17 protein-coding genes, 2 tRNA genes and 1 riboswitch are annotated in these 20,287 nt (G+C 71.6%); of the genes, 9 read left to right on the plus strand and 10 right to left on the minus strand.

Annotated features, from left to right (window positions below):
• Positions 1 to 16 precede the first annotated feature (16 nt).
• The 3 genes from lhgO to AQI95_RS00060 are packed head-to-tail and all read left to right on the plus strand — an operon-like array spanning position 17 to position 3,503.
• Positions 17 to 1,261 (plus strand): L-2-hydroxyglutarate oxidase, encoded by a 1,245-nt coding sequence (lhgO, locus tag AQI95_RS00050; protein ID WP_067115235.1) that lies wholly within the window; start codon positions 17 to 19, stop codon positions 1,259 to 1,261.
• 13 nt (positions 1,262 to 1,274) lie between these two features.
• The gene (gene trmB / locus AQI95_RS00055; protein ID WP_208614028.1) at positions 1,275 to 2,123 is read left to right on the plus strand and encodes a tRNA (guanosine(46)-N7)-methyltransferase TrmB; all 849 of its coding nucleotides are present in this window, start codon (positions 1,275 to 1,277) and stop codon (positions 2,121 to 2,123) included.
• 42 nt (positions 2,124 to 2,165) lie between these two features.
• The gene (locus AQI95_RS00060) at positions 2,166 to 3,503 is read left to right on the plus strand and encodes a PrsW family intramembrane metalloprotease (RefSeq protein WP_208614029.1); all 1,338 of its coding nucleotides are present in this window, start codon (positions 2,166 to 2,168) and stop codon (positions 3,501 to 3,503) included.
• Between the two features lie 41 nt (positions 3,504 to 3,544).
• On the opposite strand, the gene AQI95_RS00065 is transcribed toward AQI95_RS00060, so the two are convergent.
• The 3 genes from AQI95_RS00065 to AQI95_RS00075 all read right to left on the minus strand — a co-directional run bounded on the left by AQI95_RS00065 (position 3,545) and on the right by AQI95_RS00075 (position 7,192).
• Positions 3,545 to 4,489, minus strand: coding sequence for an aldo/keto reductase (locus AQI95_RS00065; protein ID WP_067115244.1), 945 nt, complete (start codon positions 4,487 to 4,489; stop codon positions 3,545 to 3,547).
• A gap of 71 nt (positions 4,490 to 4,560) precedes the next feature.
• Complete coding sequence (locus AQI95_RS00070; RefSeq protein WP_067115247.1) at positions 4,561 to 5,583, minus strand: M23 family metallopeptidase; 1,023 nt, start codon at positions 5,581 to 5,583, stop codon at positions 4,561 to 4,563.
• Positions 5,584 to 5,592: 9 nt separating this feature from the next.
• A riboswitch (cyclic di-AMP (ydaO/yuaA leader) is annotated at positions 5,593 to 5,759 on the minus strand.
• Between the two features lie 254 nt (positions 5,760 to 6,013).
• Complete coding sequence (locus tag AQI95_RS00075; RefSeq protein WP_067115252.1) at positions 6,014 to 7,192, minus strand: PP2C family protein-serine/threonine phosphatase; 1,179 nt, start codon at positions 7,190 to 7,192, stop codon at positions 6,014 to 6,016.
• Between the two features lie 154 nt (positions 7,193 to 7,346).
• Between AQI95_RS00075 and AQI95_RS00080 the strand changes: the two genes are divergently transcribed.
• Positions 7,347 to 7,420: transfer RNA gene (locus tag AQI95_RS00080), tRNA-Met, on the plus strand.
• A 64-nt stretch (positions 7,421 to 7,484) separates the two neighbouring features.
• Here AQI95_RS00080 and AQI95_RS00085 read toward each other — a convergent pair.
• Positions 7,485 to 8,618: a dihydrofolate reductase family protein gene (locus AQI95_RS00085; protein WP_067115254.1), complete on the minus strand. Its 1,134-nt coding sequence runs from the start codon at positions 8,616 to 8,618 to the stop codon at positions 7,485 to 7,487.
• A 62-nt stretch (positions 8,619 to 8,680) separates the two neighbouring features.
• Here AQI95_RS00085 and AQI95_RS00090 point away from each other — a divergent pair, with 62 nt between their 5' ends.
• A complete protein-coding gene (locus tag AQI95_RS00090; protein WP_067115255.1) occupies positions 8,681 to 9,208 on the plus strand; it encodes a MarR family winged helix-turn-helix transcriptional regulator in 528 nt (175 codons plus the stop codon).
• A gap of 197 nt (positions 9,209 to 9,405) precedes the next feature.
• Entirely contained in the window at positions 9,406 to 10,041 is a 636-nt protein-coding gene (locus AQI95_RS00095; protein WP_067115257.1) for a GTP cyclohydrolase II, read from the plus strand.
• 34 nt (positions 10,042 to 10,075) lie between these two features.
• On the opposite strand, the gene AQI95_RS00100 is transcribed toward AQI95_RS00095, so the two are convergent.
• Positions 10,076 to 11,488 carry a DHA2 family efflux MFS transporter permease subunit gene (locus AQI95_RS00100; protein ID WP_067115259.1) on the minus strand — a complete coding sequence of 471 codons (1,413 nt, stop codon included), beginning with the start codon at positions 11,486 to 11,488 and terminating at the stop codon, positions 10,076 to 10,078.
• A gap of 14 nt (positions 11,489 to 11,502) precedes the next feature.
• Positions 11,503 to 12,147, minus strand: coding sequence for an NADPH-dependent FMN reductase (locus AQI95_RS00105; RefSeq protein ID WP_067115261.1), 645 nt, complete (start codon positions 12,145 to 12,147; stop codon positions 11,503 to 11,505).
• 130 nt (positions 12,148 to 12,277) lie between these two features.
• Between AQI95_RS00105 and AQI95_RS00110 the strand changes: the two genes are divergently transcribed.
• Positions 12,278 to 12,982 (plus strand): TetR/AcrR family transcriptional regulator, encoded by a 705-nt coding sequence (locus AQI95_RS00110; protein WP_067115265.1) that lies wholly within the window; start codon positions 12,278 to 12,280, stop codon positions 12,980 to 12,982.
• Between the two features lie 46 nt (positions 12,983 to 13,028).
• Here AQI95_RS00110 and AQI95_RS00115 read toward each other — a convergent pair whose 3' ends face one another.
• Positions 13,029 to 13,694: a TetR/AcrR family transcriptional regulator gene (locus AQI95_RS00115; RefSeq protein WP_067115267.1), complete on the minus strand. Its 666-nt coding sequence runs from the start codon at positions 13,692 to 13,694 to the stop codon at positions 13,029 to 13,031.
• A gap of 149 nt (positions 13,695 to 13,843) precedes the next feature.
• On the opposite strand from AQI95_RS00115, the gene AQI95_RS00120 reads away from it, so the two are divergent.
• The gene (locus tag AQI95_RS00120; protein ID WP_067115272.1) at positions 13,844 to 14,422 is read left to right on the plus strand and encodes a TetR/AcrR family transcriptional regulator; all 579 of its coding nucleotides are present in this window, start codon (positions 13,844 to 13,846) and stop codon (positions 14,420 to 14,422) included.
• A 506-nt stretch (positions 14,423 to 14,928) separates the two neighbouring features.
• Positions 14,929 to 15,558 (plus strand): DUF2637 domain-containing protein, encoded by a 630-nt coding sequence (locus AQI95_RS00125; RefSeq protein WP_079070958.1) that lies wholly within the window; start codon positions 14,929 to 14,931, stop codon positions 15,556 to 15,558.
• Positions 15,559 to 16,152: 594 nt separating this feature from the next.
• Here the strand turns inward: AQI95_RS00125 and AQI95_RS00130 are convergent.
• The 3 genes from AQI95_RS00130 to AQI95_RS00140 all read right to left on the minus strand — a co-directional run bounded on the left by AQI95_RS00130 (position 16,153) and on the right by AQI95_RS00140 (position 20,143).
• Positions 16,153 to 16,225 (minus strand) — tRNA-Lys (locus AQI95_RS00130).
• 111 nt (positions 16,226 to 16,336) lie between these two features.
• Positions 16,337 to 17,851, minus strand: a complete 1,515-nt coding sequence (locus AQI95_RS00135; protein ID WP_067115274.1) for an amino acid permease — start codon at positions 17,849 to 17,851, stop codon at positions 16,337 to 16,339.
• Positions 17,852 to 17,956: 105 nt separating this feature from the next.
• A complete protein-coding gene (locus tag AQI95_RS00140; RefSeq protein WP_067115276.1) occupies positions 17,957 to 20,143 on the minus strand; it encodes a DEAD/DEAH box helicase in 2,187 nt (728 codons plus the stop codon).
• Positions 20,144 to 20,287 lie beyond the last annotated feature (144 nt).

Raw genomic sequence — 20,287 nt, forward strand, 5'->3', positions numbered from 1 at the left:
ACTATCGAGGTGGGAGGTGGTGCAGGTGCCGGTCGGGGCGTACGACTGTGACGTGCTCGTGGTCGGTGGGGGGATCGTCGGGCTGTCCACGGCGTATGCGATCACGCGCGCCGCGCCGGGCACGCGGGTCACCGTGCTGGAGAAGGAGCCGGGACCGGCCCGGCACCAGACGGGGCGCAACAGCGGGGTCGTCCACAGCGGGATCTACTACCGGCCGGGCTCGCTCAAGGCGCGGTACGCGGTGCGGGGCGCCGCCGAGATGGTGAAGTTCTGCGCCGAGTACGGCATCGCGCACGCCGTCACCGGCAAGCTGATCGTCGCCACGGAGCGGGAGGAGCTGCCGCGCCTGCACGCACTCGTGCAGCGAGGCCGGGAGAACGGCATTCCGGTGCGGGAGCTGGGCGCCGCACAGATCGGCGAGTACGAACCGGAGGTGCGAGGCCTCGCCGCGATACACGTCGGCACGACCGGGGTGTGCGACTTCACCGGGGTCGCCCGGACGCTCGCGCGGGCCTCGGGGGCCGAGATCCGCTACGGCGCCCGGGTCGTCCGGATCGACCGGCGGGCCGATCGCGGTGTGGCCGTACTGACCTCGGGCGGGGACGTGGTGCGCGGGCGGGTGCTGGTCAACTGCGCCGGGCTGTACTGCGACGAGGTGGCGCGGCTGACCGGGGACGAGCCCGAGGTGCGCATCGTGCCCTTCCGCGGCGAGTACTACGAACTGGCGCGGCCCGAGCTGGTGCGGGGGCTGGTCTATCCGGTGCCCGACCCGGCGTTCCCGTTCCTCGGGGTCCATCTGACCCGGGGCATCGACGGCGGCGTGCACATCGGGCCCAACGCGGTGCCGGCACTGGCCCGCGAGGGGTACGGCTGGGGGGTCGTACGCCCCCGGGAGCTGGCCGGGACCGTGGCATGGCCGGGGTCGTGGGCGATCGCCCGGCGGCACTGGAGGTACGGGGCGGGGGAGCTGCACCGCTCGCTGTCGAAGGGGGCCTTCCTCCAGGCCGTGCGGCGACTGCTGCCCGCGGTGGAGGAAGCGGATCTGGTGCGCGCCCCGGCCGGTGTGCGGGCCCAGGCGGTGTTGCGGGACGGCACGCTGGTGGACGACTTCCTCATCCGGGAGGGCAGCCGGGCGGTGCATGTGCTCAACGCACCGTCCCCCGCGGCCACCGCATCCTTGCTGATCGGGCGGGAGGTCGGGCGCCGGGCGCTGTCGATGCTCGGCTCGCTGGAGGTCCGCCGCCCGGGAAGCGGGACGTAAAATCGGTGTCACTGTGTCTGACTCCCTGAATCTCCCCGAAGCCCCCGCGCCGGCCCCCCACACCCCCGGCGTCTCCGTCCGGCACACCCGGGCCAAGGGAGAGCCGCGCTTTCCGGACGGCCCCCAGGCCGATCCCGCAGGATCGCACTTCGAGCGGCGAATCCGGAGCTTTCAGCCGCGGCGCAGCAGGGTGACCGCCGGGCAGGCGGACGCGCTGCAGCGGCTGTGGCCCACGTGGGGGCTCGACATCGACGGCCAGGAGAAGATCGACCTCGGGGAGCTGTTCGGCAACGACGGGCCCGTCGTGCTGGAGATCGGGTTCGGGATGGGCGAGGCCACCGCGCAGATGGCCGCCGCCGACCCCGACACCAACATCCTCGCCGTCGACGTGCACACCCCCGGGCAGGGCAATCTGCTCAGTCTCGCCGACCGGAACGCACTGGCCAACGTCCGGGTGGGCAACGGCGACGCGATCATCCTGCTCAGGGAGATGCTCACGCCCGACTCGCTCGACGGACTGCGCGTGTACTTCCCGGACCCCTGGCCCAAGAAGCGGCATCACAAGCGCCGGCTCATCCAGCCCGAGTTCCTCTCCCTCGCCGCGACCCGGCTCAGGCCCGGCGCGCTCGTGCACTGTGCGACCGACTGGGAGCCGTACGCCGAGCAGATGCTGGAGGTGCTCACCGCGCACCCCGACTTCGAGAACACGCAGGAAGACGGCGGTTTCGCGGCGCGCCCGGAGTTTCGGCCGCTGACCCGTTTCGAGGGTCAGGGACTGGACAAGGGACATGTGGTGAACGATCTGCTGTTCCGTCGCGTACCCCACCAGGAGCCTTCGCCCGAATCGCACCAGGGCCGATAAACCGCTCCAGCCCCTCGTCCCGTCACCGTTAGGGTCGATGCCGTGGCCACCAGTCCTCCGTTTCCGATGTCTCCCCCGGGCCCCGAAGGCCTTGTACCCCGCCATCCGCACTGGTGGCAGCGCAGGTGGGTGCGGTACGGGGCACTGATCACGCTGCTGGCGCTGTCCGGGCTGGTCATCCTCGCGCTGGTGCGCAGGCAGACCGGTACCGAGGGATTCCTCGTCGGGCTCGGGCTGGCCATGCTGCCCGTGCCCTGGCTCATAGCCGCGTTCCGGTGGCTGGACCGGGTGGAGCCGGGCCCCTGGCGGAACCTGGTCTTCGCCTTCGCCTGGGGTGCGTGCGCGGCGGCGCTGATAGCCATCGTCGCCAACAGCTTCGCGACCAAGTGGATAGCCACCGCCACCGCCGACCCGGCCAGTGCGAACACGCTCGGCGCCACCGTGATAGCGCCCATCGTGGAGGAATCCGCCAAGGCCGCCGCCGTACTGCTGGTCTTCCTCTTCCGCCGGCGCGACTTCACCGGGATCGTGGACGGGGTGGTGATAGCGGGGATCACCGCCACCGGGTTCGCGTTCACCGAGAACATCCTCTACCTGGGTACGGCCTTCGGGACCGACCAGCTGACCGGCGGCCGGGGCATCGCCTCCGTCACCGCCGCCACCTTCTTCGTGCGCATCGTGATGTCACCGTTCGCGCACCCCCTGTTCACCACCCTGACCGGCCTGGGCTTCGGCATCGCCGCGCTCTCGGCCGAGCGGCAGCGCGTGCGCCGGGTACTGCTGCCGATCTGCGGTCTGCTGCTCGCGATGAGCATGCACGCCTTCTGGAACGGCTCCTCCACCTTCGGCGAGTTCGGGTTCTTCGCCGTCTACGGCGGGTTCATGGTGCCCGTGTTCGGGCTGCTGACCTGGCTCGCGATCTGGACGCGGCAGCGGGAGCTGCGGACCGTGCGGGAGGAGCTGCCGGCGTATGTGCTGGCCGGGTGGCTGGGGCCGGCCGAACCCTTCGCGCTCGGCGCGATGGGGGCGCGGCGCACGGCCCGTGACTACGCCCGCCACCACCATGGCCGACAGGCGGCACGGGCGGTGGCGCAGTACGAGGCGTACGCCACCTCCCTCGCGTTTCTGCGGCACCGGGGGCGCCGGGGGAAGGCCGGGGCCGACTTCGTCGTACGGGAGCGGGAGCTGCTGGACGAGCTGTGGAAGCGGCGGGAAGTGGCCCGACCGGCGTTGGAGTACGCGGCCAGGGCATCGCTTCCGACCCCGGTGCACTGGGCGCCGCAGTTCGGTTTTCCGGCGGCGCAGACGCCCGCGGCGTCCGGGCCGATGTACGGGTATCCGGCGGCACCGTATGCCGGGTACAACCCGTACCGGTCCTAGGGGGTGTCGCAGGGTTCGGCACCGCCGGATCGCGCCGCGAACTAGGCCGAGGCCTCCGTCAGGGTCGTCAGTTCCTGCTCCGACAGCTTCAGGTCCGCCACCCCCAGCAGGGCCGGGAGCTGGTCCGTCGTGCGGGCCGAGGCGATCGGGGCGGTGATCGTCGGCTGGGCCGCGAGCCAGGCGAGGGCGACCGTGGCGAGGGGGGCGTCATGGGTCGCGGCGATCTCGTCCAGGACCTGGAGGACCTTCCGGCCGCGCTCGGAGTCCGCGTACTGCTGGGCCCGGCCCGCGCGGGCGCTGTCGACCGTGGTGCCGGGGCGGTACTTGCCGGTCAGGAAGCCCGCGGCGAGGGAGAAGTAGGGGACCGCGGACAGGCCCTCCTTGGCGGCCAGTTCCTGCAGCGGGCCCTCGTAGGTGTCGCGGGAGACGAGGTTGTAGTGCGGCTGGAGGGCGACGTAGCGGGCCAGGCCCTCGCGGTCGGAGAAGTCGAGGGAGGCCCGCAGGCGCTCGGGGCTGATGTTGGAGGCGGCGATGTGCCGGACCTTGCCCGCCTTCACCAGTTCGTCGAGGGCGCCGATGATCTCCTCGACCGGCACGTCGAGCTGGTCGAAGTGGGTGTAGTAGAGGTCGATGTGATCGGTGTCCAGGCGGCGCAGGGAGGCGTCGGCGGCGGCCTTGATGTTGGCGGCGGACAGGCCCGGGTAGTCGGGATGCTGGCTGACCTTGGTGGCGATGACGACGCTGTCGCGGTTGCCGCGGGCCTTGACCCACTTGCCGATGATCGTCTCGGACTCGCCGCCCTTGTTGCCCTCGATCCACGCCGTGTAGGAGTCGGCGGTGTCGAGGAAGTTGCCGCCGGCGGCCGCGTAGGCGTCCAGGACGGCGAAGGAGGTCTCCTCGTCGGCGGTCCAGCCGAAGACGTTGCCGCCCAGGCAGAGCGGGAAGACCTCGAGGTCGGACGTGCCGAGTGTGCGCAGGGAAGTCATGCCCTATGCCAACGCCGGCGGTGGATGATCTCATTCCGCCGCCGGCGCCTGGTTCACTCGAATGCCCTGGGTCAGGGGTTGAGGCCCTTGTCCCGCAGCCAGGGGGCCGGGTCGATGGCGGTGGCCTGGCCGTTCGGGTGGACCTCCAGGTGCAGGTGCGGGCCGGTGACGTTGCCGGTGGCGCCGACGCGCCCGATGACGTCGCCGGTGGAGACCTTCTGGCCGACCGAGACGTTGATCGAGGACTGGTGGCAGAACCACAGCTCGGTGCCGTCGTCCAGGGTCAGGACGGTGCGGTAGCCGTAGGCACCGGCCCAGCCGGCCTCGGTGACCGTGCCGCCGTGGACGGCCTTGATGAGGGTGCCGGTGGGGGCGGCGAAGTCGAGACCGGTGTGGTAGCCGGAGGACCACATCGCGCCGGGCTGACCGAAGGTGCCGGTGATCGTGTACGAGACGACGGGCAGGGTGTACTGCTTGGCCAGCTCGGCGAGCCGCTTGGCCTCGGCCGCCTTCTTGGCGTCGGCGTCCGCCTTCTGCTTGGCGGCGGCGGCCTTGGCGGCCGCGGCCTTCTCCGCCTTGGCGGCCGCGTCGGCGGTCTCCTTCTCGGAGGCGGCGAGCGCGGTGGCGGTGGCTTTGCTGTCGGCCTTGCTCTGCTGCTGCTCGGCCTGGGCCATGATCCGGTTGCGCAGGGTCTCACCGGCGTCGCCGCTGTCGCCGCGCTCGGCGGTCACGCCGACCTTGCTGAGCCCGGTGGTGGCGGCCTGCGGCTTGGGCGAGGAGTCCTCACCGAAGAGATGGCTGACGGAGTCCGGCAGGGATATGGAGACCGGCGGCTTGCCGGTGTTGGCGCTGGCCATGCCGCCCGCGCCGACCGCGGCCATCACGCCGACGCCGAGGACGGTGGAGCTGCGGGCGAATCCGTTGCGCTGTTTGGCGACGCGGTGTCGGCCGCGGACCGGGGGGAGGGAGTCCTCGGTGGGGTTCCACTCCTCCCAGGGGCCCTCCTCGGCGCGGAAGGCGCCGTAGCCGAAGGTCTCGGGCTCGGCACCCGCGGGTACGAACGGGGCTTCTGGGGCAGGCCGGTTGGACGCCACTAGGGCGTGCTCCTTTCCTTCCTCCGCCTACCGGGTTAGCTGACGGGTTCGGAGCAGGAAGGTCTCCTACACGCGTATACCGGGCGTGAACTGTGCGAGTTCACGACGGTATCCGCGCGATTCACCCCAAGGTGGTGGTTCCCCGGTTCCCTCGCGGGATTCGGCGCGTGCGCACGGAGCCGTCTCTTGTGACGGCTGGGACGACCGCGCTGCGTTATCGAACGTTAATAGACCTGCGAGTGAGTTTCCAAGCCGTTCAGCCTGATCATTAACGTTTTCCAGCCAGGACTTACCGGTCGGGAGTGCTCCAATTCGGGCGAGTCGACCGCGGTTCAGGAGTGTAGGAGTTTTTGATGGTGACTCAGATGTCATGCGGAGGGCGCTCGTCCGATTACTGTCGGTGAAGACGATCACGGTCGACCGCGAACGGTCACGGGCGTCGTACGGCGAGCAGGGCCATGTCGTCCGCCATTCCGCCGCCGGAGTGCTCGCGCACCTCGTCGGCGAGCCGGTCCAGCAGGGCGGCCGGATCGGGGAAGGTGCGCCCGGCGAGCCGCCGTTCGGGGTCGTAGAACCGGCCGTGCCGGTCGCGGGCCTCGGACAGGCCGTCGGTGTGCAGGAGCAGGGTGGCCCCGCTCGGGAACTCCTCCTCCTGCGCGCGGTCGGGCCACATCCCGAGGTCGCCCATGCCGAGCGGCAGCGCGGGCTCGGGTGCGGCGAGCGTGCGCAGGGTGCCGTCGGCGTACAGCAGCAGCGGCGGGGGGTGGCCGCGGTTGACGATCCGTACGACGCCGTCGCCGTGCGGGAGTTCGGCGAGGACCGCGGTGGTGAACCCCTCGAAGGCGTCGATGCCGTCCCGCCGGGTGCCCTCGCGGGCCAGCGCCCGCTCCAGCCGCTGCGCGACCGCCTCCAGCGTGGCCTCCTGCTCGGCCGCCTCCCGGAACGCGCCGATCACCACGGCGACGGCGGCGACCGCGCCCAGCCCCTTGCCGCGCACATCACCGACGACCAGCCGGACCCCGTGCGGGCTGTCCTGCACGGCGTACAGATCGCCGCCGATGAACGCGTCCTGCCGGGCCGCCTCGTAACGGGCGGCGATCTCGAAGCCGCCGATCCGCTCGGCGGGCTCGGGCAGCAGGGCGCGCTGGGCCGCCTCGGCGATCTCCCGGGCGGAGGCGAGCCGCCGGTCGCCGATGCGGACCACGCGGTTGATGGCGACGGCCAGCAGGGCGACCGTGGCCACGGTGACGACGTCCGTGACGACGCCCACCGCCGGATGCTCCCCGCCCCGGGCACGCACCGCGTACATCGCGGCGACGGCCGCGACGCCGGTCAGCGCGGTGGTGCGCAGCGAGGACAGGGGCGCGGCGATCAGCGGGGCGGCGGTGAAGAAGGGGACGGCCGTGAACTCTCTCGGGGTGAGCAGTCCGTACAGCACACCGCCGGCGATCAGCAGGGCCGGCAGGGCGCGGGCCAGGGAGCGGGGGGTGGGGCCGCGCGGGGGCGCGGGGGCGCTCTCGTCGCCGAGGCCCGGGTCGGGCACCGGGTCGCCCGGAAGCCGGTCGCCCACCCTGACGTACGGGCTCTCCTCCACCTCTCCAGGGCGCACCGCTTGTCTCCCACATGTCCGACGTAGGTACAGAGTGGCGGGACGGGACCCGCCGGGCGACCCGGTTGACCCGAGCGGATGACACCGGTCCACACCTCACGGTTAACCGATGTGCAAGCACTCCCGCGCATGGCGTACACTGGAGTCACAACGACGCGGGGTGGAGCAGCTCGGTAGCTCGCTGGGCTCATAACCCAGAGGTCGCAGGTTCAAATCCTGTCCCCGCTACTGAAGACTCAGGGCCCGGAAACCAATGGTTTCCGGGCCCTGAGTGTTTCCGGCCCCTGGGGCCTCACCCCACCAGATGCCTGTTCGGCGCCTTCGCCCGCTCCTCGTACTCCGGCAGTACGACGACCTCGGCCCCCCCGGCCACCAGCACCCCCGCACCGTCGGCCGAAGCCACGAACGTGTCCGGCTCCTGCCACGCCGTGACCACCCGTCGCACCCCCGCCCGCAGGATCAGCTCGGCACAGGGCGCGGGCCGGGAAGCGCGCCGGGCGCAGGGCTCCAGGCTGGAGTACACCGTGGCGGCGGCCAACCGCGGATCCGCCGGGTCGATCTTCGCGAGCGCCGCCTCCTCCGCGTGGACCACGGGGTCCTCCCCCTCCCGGGAGTGGCCGCGGGCCAGCTCGCCGCCGTCGGCGGCGACCACCACCGCGCCCACGCTGAACGCCGTGGGCGACGGCGGGCACAGCGCGGCCAGCTCGCAGGCGGTGCGCAGCCAGTGGCGGTCGGCGGCGGTGGGGACCGGGCCGGTGCCCGGGGCCGTGGGCTCGTAGCGCATGAGCACCACGTCCTCGATGCGGCGGGTCTCGGTCAGTCGCAGCCGGCCGCCCTGGTAGCCACCGGGGCCGAACAGGCGGGGGGCGGCCGGGTCGCCGACGAACAGCGGGGCGAGGACCAGCTGCAGCTCGTCGGCGAGGCCCTGCTGCAGCAGCTGGGTGTGGACCGTGCCGCCGCCCTCGACCATCAGCCGCCGCACGCCGCGCACGTCGTGCAGGTGGGACAGCAGAGCCCGCCAGTCGAGGCCGGGGCCGAGCGGGACGATGTCGGCGGCGCCGCCGAGGCGGCGGGCGGCCCGCTCGGCGCCCTGGTCGGTCGTGTAGACGAGCTTGTCGCCACCGGTGTGCCAGAAGTTGGCGCCGGGGTCGAGGTCGCCGGTGGCGGTGACGGTCACCTTCAGCGGGTACTCGGAGCTGCCCCGCCGGACCCGGGCCGCGCGGCGCTCGGCGGAGTTGACCAGCAGCCGCGGGTTGTCGGCGCGGATGGTGCCCGCACCGATCAGGATGGCGTCGACCGAGGCCCGCACGGCGTCGACCCGGTCGAAGTCGGCCGGGCCGGACAGCAGGAGCCGTTCGGGGCCCGTGTCGTCCAGGTAGCCGTCGAGGGAGACGGCGGCGGACAGCAGCACGTACGGGTACGGCATCGGCGGGGTCTCCCTGCGAAGTCGGTCTTGGTTCAAGTTTTAAACAAACCTACACTGGCAGCATGACGACCCGCTGGCTCACTCCCGAGGAGCAGCGCGCCTGGCGCGCGTATCTCGCCGCGACGCACCTCCTGGAGGACGCGATCGACCGACAGCTCCAGCAGGACGCCGGCATGCCGCACCTGTTCTACTCCGTGCTGGCCAACCTCTCCGACGCGCCCGAGCGGCGGCTGCGCATGACCGATCTCGCCGAGACACTGAAGATCACGCGCAGTCGGCTGACCTATGCGGTGACCCGCCTGGAGCGGGACGGGCTGGTGCGCCGGGAGGACTGCCGCTGGGACAAGCGCAGCAGTCTCGCCGTCCTGACGGACGAGGGGACGGCGGTGCTGGAGCGTACGGCGCCCGGACACGTCGAGACCGTGCGCGCCACCCTGTTCGACCGGCTCACGCCGGAGCAGGTGGGGCAGCTGGAGGAGATCTTCACGGGGGTCGTGCGCGGGCTGCAGGGCGACGCCACCGAGGCCGGGGACGACGTCCCCTGGCGCCGCCGGTCGTCCTGCGCGCCACCGCCACCCGCGGAGCCCTGAGCCATGGCCGTACCCATCACCCCCGCCACGCCCGCCGCGTCGCACCCGTCACACCCGTCACACCCGTCACACCCACCCCATCACACCCGCCGCATCCGACACCCGGAAAACAATTGCTTTAAGTTTGAAGCATGAGATAGGGTCCCCTCGTATACGCTGCTTCAAATCTGAAGCAGCTGCCTCCCGGAGGGACCCGCATGCCCGACACCCCCGCCGCCACGCCGCGCGCCCGCGTCCGGGTACCGCTGCGCTTCCACGACGGCTACAGCGTCGACGCCGAACTCGTCACCTTCCACGGCCTGACCGACGGGCAGGAGCACGTGGCCGTCGTGCTCGGCGAGCCCGGTCCCGTTCCGCTGGTGCGCCTGCACTCCGAGTGCCTGACCGGCGACGTCTTCGGCTCGGCCCGCTGCGACTGCGGTCCCCAACTGCGCGAGGCCGTCGAGCGGATCGCCGAGCGCGGCGGCGTCCTGCTCTACCTCCGCCAGGAGGGGCGCGGCATCGGCCTGTACAACAAGCTCGACGCCTACGCCCTCCAGGACCAGGGCCTCGACACCTACGAGGCGAACGCCGCGCTCGGCCTGCCGGAGGACGCCCGCGACTACACGGCAGCCGCGCAGATGCTCACCGCCCTCGGCATCGAGGAGCTGGACCTGCTCTCCAACAACCCGGACAAGGCGGAGCAGTTGCGCGGGCTGGGCGTCGTCGTACGGGACCGGGTGCCGACCGGTGTCTTCACCACGGCCCACAACGTCCGCTACCTGCGGGCGAAGGTCCTGCAGACCAGCCACACCCTGCCGCTGGCCGAACTGACGGAGCTGAACGCGGGCTGAGCCGTCCGCCCCCGCCGGGCGTCACACGCGCACGTCAGCGCCGGCCGCGCGGCAAAAGGCAGAGGGCCGGCAGCGCCGCCAGGGCCAGCAGGGCCGCCGCGACGGCGTACGCGGTACGGAAGCCGGTCGGGGCCATGCCCGCCCGGCCCAGCACCACCGACAGCACGGCCGTCCCGACGGACGCGCCCAGCTGCGAGTTGATGCTCAGCGCGGTGCTCGCCGCCGCCAGCCGCGGCGCGGGCAGCTCCCGGCTCGCGGTGGTCATCGCCGGCATCATCACCATCCCGGCCCCGGCGCCCATCACCATGGCCGACGCGACCATCCGCCAGGGCGCGACCCCGGGCACCCCGACCTGCCAGGCCAGCAGCGCCATCCCCAGGGCGGCCACCGCGATCCCGGCCGGAATCAGCCGGCGCGGCGCCACCGTGTCGATCCGCCGCGCCGCGATCTGCATCGTCGTACCGACGACCAGGCCCGCGGGCACGCCCAGCAGGCCGGCCGCCGTGGCGCTCAGCCCCCGCTCCTGCTGCCAGTACAGCGGGCCGAGCAGCATCGAGCCGAAGTAGCCGCAGGTGAACAGGGCGAGCGTGCCGACGCCGGCGGCGAAGGTGCGGTCGCGCAGCAGCCGCAGGTCCAGCAGCGGCGCCGACGCGGTGAGCGCCCGGCGCACGAAGCCCGCCGCGAGGGCCGCGCCGACGAGCACCGGCACGAGCGTGCCGGGCGCGGTGAAGTCACCGTGCTCACCGCCCCGGGCCAGGCCGTACAGGAGCAGGGCGAGACCGGGCGAGAGCATCAGCAGTCCGGGCAGGTCCAGCCGGACGGCGGCCCTCCCGGCCGACGGCGCGTCCGCCGGGAGCAGCCGTCGCCCGAGCACCAGGGCCAGGGCGCCGACGGGTACGTTGACCAGGAAGATCCAGTGCCAGGAGGCGGCGTCGACCAGCCAGCCGCCGAGCACCGGTCCGGCGATCGGGCCGACCAGGACGGGCAGCCCGCCCACGGCCATCGCGCGGCCGAGCCGGCTCCGGTCGGCGGCGCCCATCACCATCGTCATGCCGACCGGCTGCAGCAGTCCGCCGCCGAGCCCCTGCACCGCCCGGAAGGCGATGAGGCTGCCCGCGTCCCAGGCGCAGGCGGCGAGCAGCGAGCCGAGGGTGAAGAGGACGAGCGCGGTCAGATAGGTGCGCCTGGCGCCGAGCCGGGCCATGGCCCAGGCGGCGGTCGGGACGACGGCGGCCAGCGCGAGCGTGTACGCGGTGGCGGTCCACTGGATGGTCTCCAGCGAGGCGCCGAAGGACTGCGAGAGCCGGCGCATCGCGACATTGACGATCGTCATGTCGAGCACCGCCATCACCGAGCCGACGACCGTGACGGCCAGGGTGCGGCGCAGGGCCGCGTCCGGGCGCGGCCCCGGTGGGGCCGGTGCCACGGCGGGCGTGGCCGTACGCATCTCCCCCGCCCCCCTCAGGCCGCGTACGGGCGCTCGGCCCGCGCGGCCCGCAACGCCCGCCCCCACCAGGCGAGTTGACCGAGCATGCCCTTGACGGCACCGGCGCACACGGCCGCGTCCCGCGGGGTGCCGTCCTCGCCGAGGCCGGACCAGGGGCCGTGCAGGCTGACCGAGTCCCGCACGGTCATGGCGTGCAGTTCGGCGAAGACCAGCCGGAGCTGCTCGACCGCGCGCAGGCCGCCGCCGAGGCCGCCGTAGGAGACGAAGCCCACCGGTTTGGCCTGCCACTGGGCGTGGTGCCAGTCGATGAAGTTCTTCAGGGACGCCGGGAAGCTGTGGTTGTACTCGGGCGTGACGACGACGAACGCGTCGGCGGCGGCGAGCCGCGGCGAGACCTCGCGCAGCGCGGCGAGGGCGGCGGGGCCCGGCGTGCCGCCCCAGCCGGGCAGCACCAGCGGGAGGTCGACCTCGGCGAGGTCGATGACGTCGAGGTCGAGACCGGCGTCACCGGCGGCGCCGAGGAACCACTCGGTGACGGCCCGGCCCTGCCGGCCCTCCCGGACGCTGCCGACGAGGACGGCGACGCGCAGCGGCGCGTCGTCGCCCGGCGCGGCCTCGTCGTCGACGACAGACACGGCTTCCTTGCCGGTGACGGACATGGGTGTCCCCCTTCAGCTGGTGGGCCGGCCGCCCGGTGCGGCCTCCCGCACAGCAAAGTACAACGAGCGTTGTAGGAATTACAACGCCCGTTGTAAGTCAGGTAGGGTGGCCGACCATGAGGAGGCATCCGTGGGCGAAACGAACGAGTCCCGGCTGACGCGGGCGCGAGGCGAGGTCTCACCGCGCAGGCTGGAGAAGCAGATGGCGATCGCGAGCGCGTCCTGCACGCTCTTCGGCCGCGAGGGCTATGCGCGCGCCTCGGTCGACGCGCTGGCCGCCGAGGCCGGCGTCTCCACGCGCACGCTCTACAACCACTTCCCCGGCGGCAAGGCGCAGCTCTTCCAGACCGTGGTGACCTGGACGTCCAACGAGGTCCGTGACGCCCAACTGGCGCGTCTGCGCGCCGTGCTGGACCCCGAGCGACCACCGCGCGCGGAGGACCTGGAACGCGATCTGGTCGCCCTGGCCCGCGCGTTCGTCGGCCTCATGGCCGACTACCCGAACCACTTCGCCCTCGTCCGCCACATCCACGCCGAGGCCGACCATGTGCCGCCGGAGGTACTCAAGGCCTGGCACGAGGCCGGTCCGGGACCGGTCGGCCGAGCCGTCACCGAGGCGATGACACGCCTGGCCGACGACGGTCTGCTCGACCCGCACGGGGACGCGGCGATGACCGCCGCCCACTTCACGGCCCTGACCGCTCACACGATCGTGCAGGTCACCAACTACGGCGTCCACCCCCTCCCGGCACCCGAGACGGACCGCCTGGTCAGGGGCGGCGTGGCGGCATTCCTGCGGGCTTACGGACGCGAGGGCTCGGACTCCGCCGGCTGACCGTCGGCGGCGACCGCCGCCAACCCGGCGGGCGGTCGTGCGCGGGTCACCGCGCGTCCCGCAGGAACCCCTCCACCACGCGGCGCACCTTGCCGGCGGCGCCGTCGTCGCCGAGCCGCATGGCGATGTTGGCCGCGTTGCAGACGGCGTCCATCTGGAACGCGGCCAACTCCGCGTCCAGCGGAGCGGAATCACCGTCGCCGACGGCTCGCCGCAGCTGTTCGTCGATCAGTTTCAGCCATGCGTCGCGGTGGGCGAGCAGGGCGTCGCGGACCGCGCCGGGGCGGCTGTCGTAGGCGGGAAGGTTGGCGGACCAGAAGCAGCCGCCGGTGAACAGGGGCGCCTGCGCGTAGGCGATCCAGTGCTCGGTCAGCGCCCGCAGCCGGGCGGCACCCGCCGGGGCGGACCGCGCGGGCCGCACGACCGCCTGCTCGAACTCCCGGTGCGCGCTCTCGGCGGCGGCCAGCTGCAGGTTCTCCTTGGTGCCGAACAGCGTCTGGACACCGCTCTTGCTCAGCCCGAGGTCGGTGGCGAGCCGGCCGATGCTGAGCCCGTCGAGCCCGTCCAGCGAGGCGATGTCGACGGCGTGCCGGGCGACCCGCTGCCGGGCGCGCGCACCGCGCACCAGCCGCAGATCGGTCACCTCGGGCCCCTCCGCGCCCAGGACTCCCCGCCCCGTGTCGCGCTCCGGACCGTGTCGTTCGCTTTCCATTCGCGCCATCGTGCCACACGCCAAAAAAGAAATACGACCGATCGTACGTTTTAATTTGCGGGTCCCGTCGAGGCTGTTGACAACTTCACACGGAGTACTCTGACCGGAGTGGTTTTCGACGATGACCCACACACGGAGCCGGACATTCCATGGTGAGACGCAATGACCAGCGGCGGGCCGCGCTCGTCGACGCCGCGATCGAGGTGTTGGCGCGGGAGGGGGCGCGCGGGCTGACCTTCCGGGCGGTGGACGGGGCGGCCGCCGTACCCCCCGGCACGGCGTCCAACTACTTCTCCAGCCGCGACGATCTGCTCACCCAGGCCGGCGCCCGCGTCTACGAGCGGCTCCAGCCCGACGAGGCCACGATCGCCCGGCAGCGGACGGCCGGCCGCGACAGGGAGACGTACGCGGAGCTGATGCGTGAACTCGTCGGCCGTGTCTCCTCCTTCCGCACCGGCTATCTCGCGCTGCTGGAACTCCGCCTGGAGGCCACCCGCCGCCCGGAGCTGCGCACGGTGCTCACCGAGCGGGTCCGCGCCGACCTCGCCGCCAACGTCGCCTACCACGAGGCCTCCGGCCTGCCCGGCGACGCCACGGCCGTCAAACTGCTCCACCTCGCCCTGAACTGGCTGATCGTCGAACAGCTCACCCTGCCGGACGTGCTCTGCGAGGCGGAGCGGGACGCGCTGGTGACGGCGGCGGTCGAGCGGATCGTGGCTCAGGCCTGAGCCACCCCGGCGACACGGCGACACGGCGACACGGCGAACCGGATCAGACGGTGGCCCGGGGCTGTTCGGGGCGATGAGGGTGCCGGGGAAGGCGCCGGCGACGGCGGGCGCCGAGCCCTGTCATCCGATCATGACGGTCCAGCTGCCGCCCGGCCCGACGAGGGCCGGCTGACGGCGACCGGGGCGATATTCACGGAATGCAATTTCCAGCCTTTTCGCATTTTCGCCCATTACTGCCATCAGATACTTCTGACTGCTTTCGGGTCACGAAAACACCCGAATGTCCGACACCCCATCCCCCAGAGGGACTCGTTAGGCGGTCGTGACACGGACCGAGGGACTCGCTACCAGGAATCTTCGCTCGACGATCACATTTGACGTCGATCGTGACGAAGGCCAGGTGTTCATTGACGGATGTTCAGATCTTCTGGACGACTTCCTGAGAAGAATGACCCAGCTGGAGAGCGAGTACCTGCACGCGATGGTGGGGCTATAGGACTTACTCGATGGACAGGACGCACAACGAAGACATCTTCAGTGACACCGAGTTCAGCACGATCGAGATGCAGTGGGATCCGGTCGAGGAGCTGGCCCAGATGCTGTCCGCGGCATCCAGCGCGGAACCCGCACCGAGCCCGCCGCCAGAGCGGTCCAGTCACAGAAGAACCCGGCAGCGGCTCCGTGCGGAGTCCCGCTCGCAGGACAACAGCCGAGGCACACATGTCACCATCCTGATCGCGACCATCTCGGTGTGCGCCGTCTGCATGTTGGGCTGGTCATTCTCTTACTCCTACGCCCAGCTCCGCGCCACCGCGTCCTCCGTGCTGCCGGCGAAACTGGCCCAGTGGTGGCCGCTGACGGTGTACGGGCCGTGGCTTGTGGCGGCCCTGTCCATTCTGCGGGCCACGGTTCAGAATCGCAGTGCGCGAAGGTCCTGGGGTGTGGTGCTGGGCGCCTCCGCCATGGCGGTCGCCCTGTGCGTCAGCCACTCATCACATTCACCGCTCTCGCTGATCATCTTCGGAATTCCGCCGATCACCGCCCTGGTGTGTTTCTGGGAGATCGTCGGCCAGGTCTCGTCCAAGGTGGCCAAACCCCGCCACGCCGCGCAGAGTCGGCGGAACACCAAGTCGTAGGCCTGCCGTAGCCGGGTCGGGCGGACGCGCAGGAAAGTGCGCACCCTCACCGCCCGCCCGCGCTCCGCGGGGCGTCGGATGGACTAAGGGGAAAACACCCGGCGACCTGGGATGATCACCGACCGTGCACGTTCCGACATGCAGGCCGTGCGGGCCTGGGCAAGCCTGGGAGACATTCCCCCAAGACACATGTCTTGGGCCGGAGGACCCAGAAAGGACCGTTCGCCATGCGACGACACATCTCTGTTCTCTTCATCGCCGCGATCCTCACAGCTCTTGCGGCCCCGGCCGCATCGGCCGGCGAGGGCCCCAAGTACGTGTGCGATACCCACACGATTAGCTCGCTCTGCTGGTGACCTCATATTGAACGGGGGGCAGGCCGTCGGACATCAACACCCCGGCCTGCCCCATGACGCAGCACCCACAACGGACACGCCCCCAGCTCCCACTGCCCATGAGCCGGGGGCGTTCCCGTCCCGTCCGCCCGCGCATCGTTCACGCACACGGCCGAGGACGACGAAGCGCCCCGACCGGTCAGAGTTGGTCGGGGCGCTTCTCAGCAGGTCAACGGCCGTACCGGCGCCTGCGGAAGGGTAGGCCCTGTGGGACTCGAACCCACAACCAATGGATTAAAAGTCCACTGCTCTGCCAATTGAGCTAAGGGCCCAGGCGATGTTGTCTGTCCGAGCATAGCCGGACGAGGCCGTGTCTCCGATCGGGTATCGGCGACCCGGCCGCGTCGTGCGGAACCGGCAGGGGGAGGAGCGGGCGGGAATGGTCAGTTTTCGACCGGTTCGCGGGCCGGGGCCGGCTCCGTCTGGAGGAACCAGTGGCGGGCCGAGGCCAGCCACCAGGCCGCGGCGAAGCCGAGGACGACCAGAACGGCGACGGGGGCGTAGTTGAAGGTCTTCCAGGTGACCGGAGAGACCTGCGGGAGCATGAAGAGGACCGTGATCAACACGACCCAGATCACCGAGACGACCCCGATCGCCCCCGACCAGCGGCCCAGATGCCACGGCCCGCGTTCGAACGCGGCACCCCTGCGGACCCGCAGGAAGGTCGGGATGACGTACGCGATGTAGAGGCCGATGACCGCGATCGACGTCACCGCCGCGTACGCCGTCGAGTTGATCAGATACGGCAGCCCGAGGACGAGCGCGCCGAGCGCCGCCAGCCAGACCGCCGCCACGGGGGTGCGGGTGCGCGGGCTGACCGTGTGCCAGATGTGCGAGTACGGCAGCGCGCCGTCGCGTGAAAAGGCGTAGATCATACGGCTGTTGGCGGTGACGGACGCCATGCCGCAGAAGAGCTGGGCACCGATCACGACCAGGAGGAGGAGCTTGCCGCTCGTGGCGCCGAGGGCGTCCAGGAGGATCTGGGCCGGGGGCGCGCCCGTCGGTGACGCCAGCTCCTTGTCGTACGACTGGATGGCGAACGTGAAGCCCAGCAGGAGCACGAAGCCGGCGATCCAGGACGTCCAGATCGAGCGGACGATGCCCTTCGGGCCCGCCGTGGACGCGTCGTGGGTCTCCTCGGTCATGTGGGCGGAGGCGTCGTAGCCGGTGAAGGTGTACTGGGCCATCAGGAGCCCGAGGAGGACGACGTACGGGCCGCTGCCCCAGCCCGTCTCGTTCACGAACTTCGTGAAGACGAAGGACGCCGACTGGTGGTGGTCGGGGACGAAGGCGAGCGCGCCGACGATGACCGCCACGCCCAGGACGTGCCACCACACGCTCACGCCGTTCAGGAACGCGACGATGCGCACGCCGAAGGTGTTCAGCAGGCCGTGGAGCACCAGGATCGCCGCGAACAGCAGCACCGTGCGGCCCGGTGTCACCTCGAAGCCGAACTGGAGGTTCAGCCAGGCGCCGAGGAAGGAGGCCGCGCCGAAGTCGATGCCGGCGGTCACCGCGACCTGGCCCAGCACGTTGAACCAGCCGGTGAACCAGGCCCAGGCCGCCGCCGAGCGGGGTGGTGCGAGGCGGTGGGCCCAGAAGTACAGGCCGGCCGAGGTGGGATACGCCGAGCAGATCTCGGCCATCGACAGGCCGACGAACAGGGTCATCAGGCCCACCGCCACCCAGCCCCAGACGATCACCGCGGGACCGCCGGTGGTCATGCCGAAGAGGTACAGCGTGAGACAGCCGGACAGCACCGAGATGATCGTGAAGGAGACGGCGTAGTTCGAGAACGCCGACATCCGGCGGGCGAGGACCTGGGTGTAGCCGAGCTGGGCCAGCCGTTCCTCGTCCGACGGCGTGTGTGCCTCGCCCACTCTCGCATCATCTGTCATGCCCCCAGCAATTCCCTCCACGGGGGCGTGACATGCGTCACCCGCTGACCGAAAAGGGCCCGTACGACAGCGTCGTACGGGCCCTCTTCCTCAGATCACTCGGCGTCAGCCGTTGCGCTTCCAGCGCGGCTTGTCGTCACGGCGCCCGAAGGAGCCGTTGTTGCCACGGTGGTCGTCACGGCGGCCGTAGGGGCGCTCGTGGCCACCGGACCGGAAGCCCGGGCGGTCGTCACGGCGGTCGCGGTTGAACGGACGGTCGCTGCCGCGGTGCCCGCCGCGCTCGTCCCGGCGGAAGCCGCCGCGGTCGTCACGGCGCTCGAAGGAACGGCCACCGCGGTCGTTGCGGTCACGGTCGAACGGACGGCGGTCGTCACGACGCTCGAAACCACCGCGGTCGTCACGGCGCTCGAAGGAACGGCCACCGCGGTCGTTGCGGTCACGGTCGAACGGGCGACGGTCGTCACGACGCTCGAAACCACCGCGGTCGTCACGGCGCTCGAAGGAGCGGCCGCCACGGTCGTTGCGGTCACGGTCGAAGCCACCGCGCTCGCCCCGCTCGTCACGACGCTCGAAGCCCCGCTCGCCACGGTCACGGTCGAAGGAACGACGGTCGTCGCGGCGCTCGAAACCACGACCACCCCGGTCGCCACGGCCACCGCGGTCGCGGTCGAAGCCACCGCGCTCGCCGCGGTCACGGTCGAACGTGCGGCGCTCGCGGCGCTCGTACGGCGCCGAAGCCGCCGGACGCTCCTCGCGCTCGGTCTGCTGCTCGGTGACGGCCGCCTCGGCGACCGCCAGCTCCTCCGCGGCCGTCGCCTGGGCCTCGGCCACCGCGGTCTCCGGGTCCTCACCGCGCTCGCGGGCGACTCGGGCGACCAGCCGGTCGGCCTCCTCGCGCAGCTCGGTGGCGCGGCGCTGGGCGCGCTCCAGCTGCTTGGTGAGCTGGGAGACCTCGCGCTCGGCCTGCTGGGCGGCGTTGCCCGCGGACTCGGCCTGGACCTCGGTCATGGAGCGGGCGCCGGTGATCTCGGCGACCTCCGGGTCGAAGGCGCCGGCGCCCTGGATGATGTGGCGGGCGGCGTCGACGCCGGCGTCCTCCATGAGGCGGAAGATCTGGCGCCGCTGGTGCGGCAGGGAGAGGGAGACGACCGTACCGGTGCGGCCGGCACGGGCGGTGCGGCCGGCACGGTGCAGGTAGTCCTTGTGGTCGCCGGCCGGGTCCACGTTCAGGACCAGGTCGATGCCGTCGACGTGGATACCGCGGGCGGCGACGTCGGTGGCGACCAGAACGTTGACGTACCCGTCCTTGAAGTCGGCCAGGGTGCGGGTGCGGGCGCCCTGGGTCATGCCGCCGTGCAGCGCGTCGGCCTTCACGCCGGCCTCGCGCAGCTGCTCGGCGACGCGGTCGGCGCCCAGCTGGGTGCGGACGAAGATGATCGTGCGGCCCTTGCGGGAGGCGATCGCGGCGGTGACCGGCGCCTTGTCCTTGGGCTTCACGATGAGGATGTGGTGGGACATGGTCGTCACCGCGCCCTGGGCCGCGTCCACCTCGTGGGAGACGGGGTCCTTCAGGTAGCGGTCGACGAGGGTCTGGATCTCGTTCTCCATCGTGGCGGAGAAGAGCATGCGCTGGCCGCCGGCCGGGACCTGGTCGAGCAGCTCGGTGACCTCGGGCAGGAAGCCCAGGTCGGACATCTGGTCGGCCTCGTCCAGGACGGCGATCTGCACGTCCTCCAGGGAGCAGGCGCCGCGGTTGATGATGTCGCGCAGCCGGCCCGGGGTGGCGACGAGGATGTCGACGCCGCGCTCCAGGGCGTAGATCTGGTTGCCCATGGACGTGCCGCCGCAGACGACCTTCATCTTCAGGCCGACGACGTCGCCGTACGGCTGGAGGGCGTCGGCGACCTGCATGGCCAGCTCGCGGGTCGGGGTGAGGATGACGGCGCGCGGCCGCTTCTTCTCGGTGCGGCCGCCGGCCAGCTGGGCCAGGGTGGGCAGACCGAAGGAGAGGGTCTTGCCGGAGCCGGTGCGGCCACGGCCGAGGATGTCCTTGCCGACCAGGGCGTCCGGGATGGTCGCGGCCTGGATCGGGAAGGGGGTGGTGACGCCGTTCTGCGCGAGCTTGCGCACAACACCCTCGGGCAGGCCGAGGTCGGCGAAGGTGGTCTGGGGGGTGGTGTCAGCGGCCTCGGGGGCCTCGGTGACCTCGGCCGTCGCGTCGGAGAGTTCCTGGTCGAGCTCGTTGAACTCGTTCTCGGACACGACAAACTGGTCAGTACTGGACACGGACATGCGAATGCGAAACCTTCCGGAGTCTCTTCGGCACGCGCCCGTCAACTCCGTGATTCGCTCACGACCGCCTCAATGCGGTCCGCCACGGCAAAGGAGAGTACGCGCCACACGGCGCGCTCTGTGATGGCGCCGGGCAAATGGGAT

This window comes from Streptomyces yokosukanensis (genome assembly GCF_001514035.1).
GTDB lineage: Bacteria > Actinomycetota > Actinomycetes > Streptomycetales > Streptomycetaceae > Streptomyces > Streptomyces yokosukanensis.

What these genes read in the sequence shown, in the direction of transcription:
- AQI95_RS00125 (WP_079070958.1), top strand. Translation starts at nt 14,929, where the DNA reads ATGGACAGGACGCACAACGAAGACATCTTCAGTGACACCGAGTTCAGC.
- AQI95_RS00100 (WP_067115259.1), bottom strand. Translation starts at nt 11,488, where the DNA reads ATGCGTACGGCCACGCCCGCCGTGGCACCGGCCCCACCGGGGCCGCGC.
- AQI95_RS00140 (WP_067115276.1), bottom strand. Translation starts at nt 20,143, where the DNA reads ATGTCCGTGTCCAGTACTGACCAGTTTGTCGTGTCCGAGAACGAGTTC.
- AQI95_RS00085 (WP_067115254.1), bottom strand. Translation starts at nt 8,618, where the DNA reads ATGCCGTACCCGTACGTGCTGCTGTCCGCCGCCGTCTCCCTCGACGGC.
- AQI95_RS00135 (WP_067115274.1), bottom strand. Translation starts at nt 17,851, where the DNA reads ATGACAGATGATGCGAGAGTGGGCGAGGCACACACGCCGTCGGACGAG.
- AQI95_RS00105 (WP_067115261.1), bottom strand. Translation starts at nt 12,147, where the DNA reads ATGTCCGTCACCGGCAAGGAAGCCGTGTCTGTCGTCGACGACGAGGCC.
- AQI95_RS00115 (WP_067115267.1), bottom strand. Translation starts at nt 13,694, where the DNA reads ATGGAAAGCGAACGACACGGTCCGGAGCGCGACACGGGGCGGGGAGTC.
- AQI95_RS00120 (WP_067115272.1), top strand. Translation starts at nt 13,844, where the DNA reads ATGGTGAGACGCAATGACCAGCGGCGGGCCGCGCTCGTCGACGCCGCG.
- AQI95_RS00090 (WP_067115255.1), top strand. Translation starts at nt 8,681, where the DNA reads ATGACGACCCGCTGGCTCACTCCCGAGGAGCAGCGCGCCTGGCGCGCG.
- AQI95_RS00065 (WP_067115244.1), bottom strand. Translation starts at nt 4,489, where the DNA reads ATGACTTCCCTGCGCACACTCGGCACGTCCGACCTCGAGGTCTTCCCG.
- AQI95_RS00095 (WP_067115257.1), top strand. Translation starts at nt 9,406, where the DNA reads ATGCCCGACACCCCCGCCGCCACGCCGCGCGCCCGCGTCCGGGTACCG.